The organism is Siminovitchia fordii DSM 16014 = CIP 108821 (assembly GCF_000374565.1).
Taxonomy (GTDB): Bacteria; Bacillota; Bacilli; order Bacillales; family Bacillaceae_C; genus Siminovitchia; species Siminovitchia fordii.
The window spans coordinates 63,155-69,347 of sequence record NZ_KB894704.1 but is presented as its reverse complement, the minus strand read 5'-3'; the positions used below and the strand labels follow the sequence as shown (position 1 = coordinate 69,347).

Here is a 6,193-nt window from a genome sequence, read left to right as displayed (position 1 = left end):
AGCCCGGAAGCCATAACCAAAATGGGAACAAAAGATGTAGCTCGTTCAACGATGAAAGCTGCCGGGGTACCGATTGTACCTGGCTCAGACGGAATCGTCGAGACGATAGAGGAAGCAAAGAATATAGCTGCAGAAATAGGCTATCCAGTTATCATCAAAGCTACTGCGGGCGGTGGCGGCCGAGGCATCCGGGTGGCCAAAACAGAAGAAGAATTGGTCAAAGGAATTGAAATTACCCAGCAGGAGGCAGCAGTCGCATTCGGAAATCCCGGGGTATATATTGAAAAATATATCGATGATTTCCGTCATGTCGAAATTCAGGTTTTGGCAGATACCCACGGAAACACCATCCATTTGGGAGAGAGAGACTGTTCCATTCAGCGGAGGCTGCAAAAGCTGTTGGAAGAAACCCCGTCACCTGCAATCAATGAGACTATGCGTGCAAAAATGGGACAGGCGGCTGTAAGAGCGGCGGAGGCTGTTGATTATACTGGTGCGGGAACGGTTGAGTTCATTTTCGACCATAGAAATCAGGAGTTTTATTTCATGGAAATGAACACACGCATCCAGGTTGAACATCCTGTGACAGAAATGGTGACAGGAATTGATCTGATTAAAGAGCAAATATATGTAGCTTCAGGGAAAGAGCTCTCCGTCAAGCAGGAAGAAGTGGAATTCAATGGCTGGTCCATAGAATGCCGGATCAACGCCGAAAATCCGGAGAAAGGCTTCATGCCATCTGCAGGAAAAATTGAAATGTACCTGCCGCCAGGAGGTATGGGGGTACGTGTGGATTCGGGCGTATACCCTGGTTATACGATCCCTCCTTACTACGACTCCATGATTGCGAAATTGATTACTTACGGTTCTACAAGGGAAGAAGCCATAGCCAGAATGAAACGTGCACTCGAGGAATTTATCATTGAAGGGGTGCACACGACGATCCCTTTTCACTTGCAGTTGCTGGAAAATGAAACGTTTGTAGGCGGAGATTTCAACACGAAGTTCCTAGAACTGCATCCTGTCATGAATAAAAAATAAACGGAGGTGCTTTTAATGGAAGAAAAATTGACCATGCTTGAAATGACACAGGAAGACGGTCATGATCACGGTAAGATTGAAATTGCCCCTGAAGTAATTGAAGTGATTGCGGGCATAGCCGCTTCGGAAGTGGAAGGCGTTGCTCAAATGAGGGGGAACTTTGCTTCAGGAGTTGTTGAAAGGCTTGGAAAGAAAAACCACGGAAAAGGAATCCGTGTGGAACTTTCAGAAGAAGGAATCATTGTGGATGTTTATTGTCTTATGAACTTCGGTGTCTCCATCCCGACGGTTGCCCAGAAGGTTCAGGACAATATTCGACAGGCTTTATTCAATATGACGGCACTTGAAGTTGAAGAGGTCAACATTCATATTGTCGGTGTCACGTTTGACCAAAGCAAACAGGAATCTGAAGAAGAATTTGAGACGGAATAGACCAGGCCAAAGGTGAGATCCCTTTGGCATTTTTAAATGGTGGACCGAATGCTTGTTTTTCTTCTTGTGTGGTAAACTAAGAAAAACCTAAAGGGCTGATATGCCTATACTAAAGGAGTTTTTTTGAAAATGAAAAGAAGAGAAGCGCGCGAAAAAGCTTTGCAGGCTTTATTTCAAATAGATATGAGCGGCATTCCTCCGGAAGATGCCCTGAGAAATGTGCTGAAAGAAGGACAATCCGATGATTTCTTGCACGGTTTGACTATCGGTGCTGCCACCAACTTAAAAGAGATTGACGAAGAAATCAGCCGTCATTTGCAAAAATGGTCTATTGACCGTCTTGGCAAGGTTGACTTGAATGTACTCCGGATCGGTACATATGAATTGAAATTCACTGAAGTTCCTCCTAATGTTGCAATCAATGAAGCGATTGAAGTGGCAAAAACATTCGGGGATGAAAAATCGGGCCAATTTGTAAATGGGATACTATCAAAAATTAAAGGTGAAGAGTAGAAAAGGAGGATGAACATGACAGCAGAGTTGATCGATGGGAAAAAGATTTCGCAGGAAATCAGAAAAGGACTTGAAAAAGAAGTAGCTGAATTGACAGCAAAAGGAATGAAACCTGGACTTGCGGTCATTTTGGTAGGAGATAATCCTGCCTCAAGAACCTATGTGACTTCCAAACAAAAAAGCTGCAGGGCCATCGGAATGGAATCAGTATTGATTGAATATCCCGCTGATGTCAGTGAAAACGAACTTCTTAATAAAATTAGGGAATTGAATGCCGATGACAGCATTCATGGGATTCTGGTTCAGCTTCCAATTCCTCCGCATATATCGGAAACAAAAGTTATTGAAACCATTTCTCCGGAAAAAGATGTAGACGGCTTTCATCCAATAAACATAGGAAAAATGATGACCGGCCAGGATACATTTTTGCCATGCACCCCGTTTGGTGTAATGGAGATGTTAAAATATATCGGAATCACTTCAGAAGGCAAGCATGCTGTAATCATAGGAAGAAGTAATATAGTGGGAAAACCGATGGGACAATTGTTATTGAACGAAAATGCCACAGTCACTTACTGTCATTCAAAAACAAGGGATTTGAAATCTTTTACAAAACAGGCGGATATCCTGGTTGCAGCCGTTGGAAGAGCGAAAATGGTCAAAGCGGAACATATTAAACAAGGGGCAGTGGTCATAGATGTCGGCATGAATAAAGATGAAAATGGCAAATTATGCGGTGATGTAGACTTTGAAGACGTAAAAGACAAGGCCTCTTATGTAACACCTGTTCCTGGCGGGGTCGGTCCTATGACAATCACAATGCTTCTTTACAATACAGTGAAATCGGCACAAAATCGTTTAAATAATCGCAATGACAAATAAAAAATAGTAAAATATATTGTAAACTTGAAAAGAAGGCTGTCAACTATTACAAAGGGGCAGCTTTTTTGTTGAAATACGAAAGGCGGAAACGCTCTGCTCTGAAAGGAGTACATCCTATAGAGGCAGTACTTTCTATGCTGGAGGAATTCTCAAGCAGATGGGCGTCTGCGCCAGACAATAAACAGTGGAGGGCGGCCGTTAGGATATGCAAAATCCACAATACTTGACTGTAAAGGCCTTGACGAAATACATAAAAAGGAAATTTGATTCAGATCCCCACTTGGAGCAAGTTTATGTTAAAGGAGAAATCTCTAACTTTAAAAAGCACTCAAGCGGGCATATGTACTTTACATTAAAAGATGAAGATACTAGGATTATGGCCGTCATGTTCGCCAGATATTCATCCGGAATGAAGTTTGCCCCGGAAAACGGCATGCACGTTCTTCTCAGAGGAAGTGTGAGTGTCTATGAAATGAGCGGTCAATATCAAATCTATGTAAATGAGATGCTTCCGGATGGAATAGGAGAGCTTTTTCTTGCATTTGAGCAGCTGAAAGAAAAACTTGGAAAAGAAGGCCTGTTTGCGCAGGAAGCCAAAAAGCCCATTCCGGCTTTTCCGAAGGTGATCGGTATTGTCACATCCCCGACAGGTGCAGCCATTCGGGATATCATCATTACTATCAAACGCCGATATCCTCTGGGTAAAATACTGGTCATTCCAGCACTTGTCCAGGGGAAAAATGCAGCAAAGACGATAGCCGACGCAATCCAAAAAGCAAATGCAGGGAATATTGCCGATGTTTTGATAGTTGGGCGTGGCGGGGGGTCAATGGAAGAGCTATGGGCCTTTAATGAAGAGGTTGTGGCAAGGGCCATTTATCAATCCAACATTCCTGTCATCTCGGCTGTCGGCCATGAGACGGATGTAACAATTGCGGACTTTGTTGCCGATCTCAGGGCTGCCACTCCTACAGCGGCAGCTGAATTGGCAGTCCCTCACATCGAGGATCTCATGGATCAGCTATTGCAGCGAAAAACCAGGCTTTATCAAGCCATGGGGGCAATCATAAAAACAAGGCGAAACCAATTGAGTTACATGGAGCAGTCTTACATCTTAAGAAACCCACACAAATTATATGAGCAAAAATGGCAGCTCCTTGACAGAATGAAAGAAACTCTTAACGCGAACCAAAACCATATTATTTTTCAGAAAAACAACCGATTTGAAGAGTTGCGGAACAGACTAGCAAGAAGTCATCCATCATCATTGTTGGAAGTAAATAGCGAAAGGGCTGCAAGAGCTGAAAAGAGGCTGCAGCAGGAAATACGATCGGTTTTAAAAACGAAAATCACAGAGTTCATAGGAAAAACGGCTACTCTTGATGCGCTTAATCCATTGAGTATACTTCGAAGGGGATTCAACGTAGCGCATACGGAAGATGGAAAACTTGTCAAAAGTGTCCGGCAGGGAGAAATTGGAGATACACTGACGCTGACACTTGTGGATGGAAAATTATCTTGTATTATCGAGAACAAAGAAGAAGGTGCGGAGAATGAGCGGGAAACTGACTTTTGAAAAAGCCCTTGAGGAGCTTGAAGTGATTATAAAGAGGCTGGAAGAAGGGGATATTCCATTGGAAGAAGCGCTTGAAATATATCAGAAGGGAATGGAACTCTCCAAAACATGCCACGATAAGTTAAAATATGCCGAAGAAAAATTAACCAAAGTTTTAACTGAGAATGGTGAAGAGGAGTTCCATGTCAGTGAGGAGGATCAAGCTTGACAGATACTTTAAATGGCTTCATGGAAAAACACAAGGGAATTTTAGATAAAGAATTGAAGAATCGCATCTCTAAGCTTGATACTCCGTCCGTGTTGAAGGAAGCAATGGCATATTCCCTTGAAGCAGGAGGAAAAAGAATCAGGCCGCTGCTTCTTTTTGCAGTGATTGACTCATTTGGAAAAAATCCGGATTCCGGACTGTCAACGGCTGCGGCCTTGGAAATGATTCATACTTATTCATTAATTCACGATGATTTGCCTAGCATGGATAATGATGACCTTAGAAGGGGAAAACCGACTAACCATAGAGTGTTTGGTGAAGCAATGGCTATTTTGGCGGGAGATGGGCTCCTGACTTATAGCTTCCAGTTAATCGCTGAGGACCAACATTTGCAAGCTGCCCAAAAAGTGGAACTGCTCCAGCTACTGTCTAAGTGTGCAGGGCCGGAAGGAATGGTCGGGGGACAGGTTGCAGATATGGAGGGCGAAAATAAAAAACTTGGTATAGATGAATTGGAATATATCCATACGCATAAAACCGGCAAACTTTTAACATTCAGCGTACTGGCAGGAGCTATCATAGGCGGTGCAGACAGTAAGCAGAGGGAATACTTAGAACAATTTTCGCACCATTTGGGACTCAGCTTTCAAATCAGTGATGACATTTTGGATGTGACAGGGGATGAGGAACTGATTGGAAAGCCAGTAGGAAGCGACACGGGGAGGCACAAAAGCACTTATCCGTCGGTCCTTACACTTAAAGGTGCCAAGGAACATCTTTCCCGCCATATAGAAGAGGCTAAGAAAGCTCTTGACCATACTCATTTGAATACGGAAGTTTTAAGTCAAATCACTGATCTAATTGCTTACCGTACCCATTAATACTAATGTTTGTATTGGAACACCGATTATGGTATAATTTCTGCAGATTATCGGGTGGTGCAGTATTCTAGTCGGCCTACCGGTTCTGAAGGTGAGCCTAAAAATTCACTAAAGGGCACATCGATGAAGTTCCTTGTTCCGGCTTGAAGAGCCCAGCTTTGGGTCGGAGCTGGGAGTAAAGGTATAAGGGCGATCCGCAAAGGCATGTGGGCGTAGACCCTTTTACCGCGGAGGCTTCGCCATTTTCGGCTGGCTTAAATGCATTGCACGAAAGCGAAGTATAGACCTGCGATGTGATGAAGGGCATCACTAGCAGCGTAGCCTGCCTTGAGTGAAGCTAGAGGGGATTATGGTTATAAGAGAGCAGTTCGGTTGGCCATCGTGCTGTTTTCTTCAGTCCATATGAAATCAGTTTTGCAAAAGAGGCTAGGAACCAGGTTAAAGGCTGTTGGGGAAATCTCCTAGACTGTTCCATGAGACATTTGAAGAGGATTATAGTGCGGACTAAGTGGCAATCCAGTCTGGCATTTGGTGACAATGCCAAGATGGGTTTAAAGGGAAACCGCCGTCATGGCGACATGCGGTACCTGTCTGGGAAAACCTACTGGACCTAAGCCGTAATTTTAACTCTTCTTATGACCATCCGAGTTTAATAAGAAG

The 6,193-nt window shown here is 43.6% G+C and carries 7 protein-coding genes; all 7 read left to right on the top strand.

The annotated features are described in order from the left end of the window. On the top strand, window positions 1-1,041 hold a 1,041-nt coding region (locus C509_RS0119000; protein ID WP_018708518.1), incomplete at its 5' end, for an ATP-binding protein. Window positions 1,042-1,056: 15 nt separating this feature from the next. Beyond that, the gene (locus C509_RS0118995; protein ID WP_018708517.1) at window positions 1,057-1,473 is read left to right on the top strand and encodes an Asp23/Gls24 family envelope stress response protein; all 417 of its coding nucleotides are present in this window, start codon (window positions 1,057-1,059) and stop codon (window positions 1,471-1,473) included. 129 nt (window positions 1,474-1,602) lie between these two features. Continuing rightward, a complete protein-coding gene (gene nusB / locus C509_RS0118990) occupies window positions 1,603-1,986 on the top strand; it encodes a transcription antitermination factor NusB (protein WP_018708516.1) in 384 nt (127 codons plus the stop codon). A gap of 15 nt (window positions 1,987-2,001) precedes the next feature. Then, a complete protein-coding gene (folD, locus tag C509_RS0118985; RefSeq protein WP_018708515.1) occupies window positions 2,002-2,868 on the top strand; it encodes a bifunctional methylenetetrahydrofolate dehydrogenase/methenyltetrahydrofolate cyclohydrolase FolD in 867 nt (288 codons plus the stop codon). Window positions 2,869-3,073: 205 nt separating this feature from the next. Further along, on the top strand, window positions 3,074-4,444 hold the full coding sequence (gene xseA / locus C509_RS0118975; RefSeq protein WP_018708513.1) for an exodeoxyribonuclease VII large subunit: 1,371 nt from the start codon (window positions 3,074-3,076) through the stop codon (window positions 4,442-4,444). Next, complete coding sequence (locus C509_RS0118970) at window positions 4,422-4,652, top strand: exodeoxyribonuclease VII small subunit (RefSeq protein ID WP_018708512.1); 231 nt, start codon at window positions 4,422-4,424, stop codon at window positions 4,650-4,652. Before xseA ends, C509_RS0118970 begins: the two co-directional genes overlap by 23 nt. After that, the gene (locus C509_RS0118965) at window positions 4,649-5,533 is read left to right on the top strand and encodes a polyprenyl synthetase family protein (RefSeq protein ID WP_018708511.1); all 885 of its coding nucleotides are present in this window, start codon (window positions 4,649-4,651) and stop codon (window positions 5,531-5,533) included. The genes C509_RS0118970 and C509_RS0118965 overlap by 4 nt, the downstream gene beginning before the upstream one ends. Window positions 5,534-6,193 lie beyond the last annotated feature (660 nt).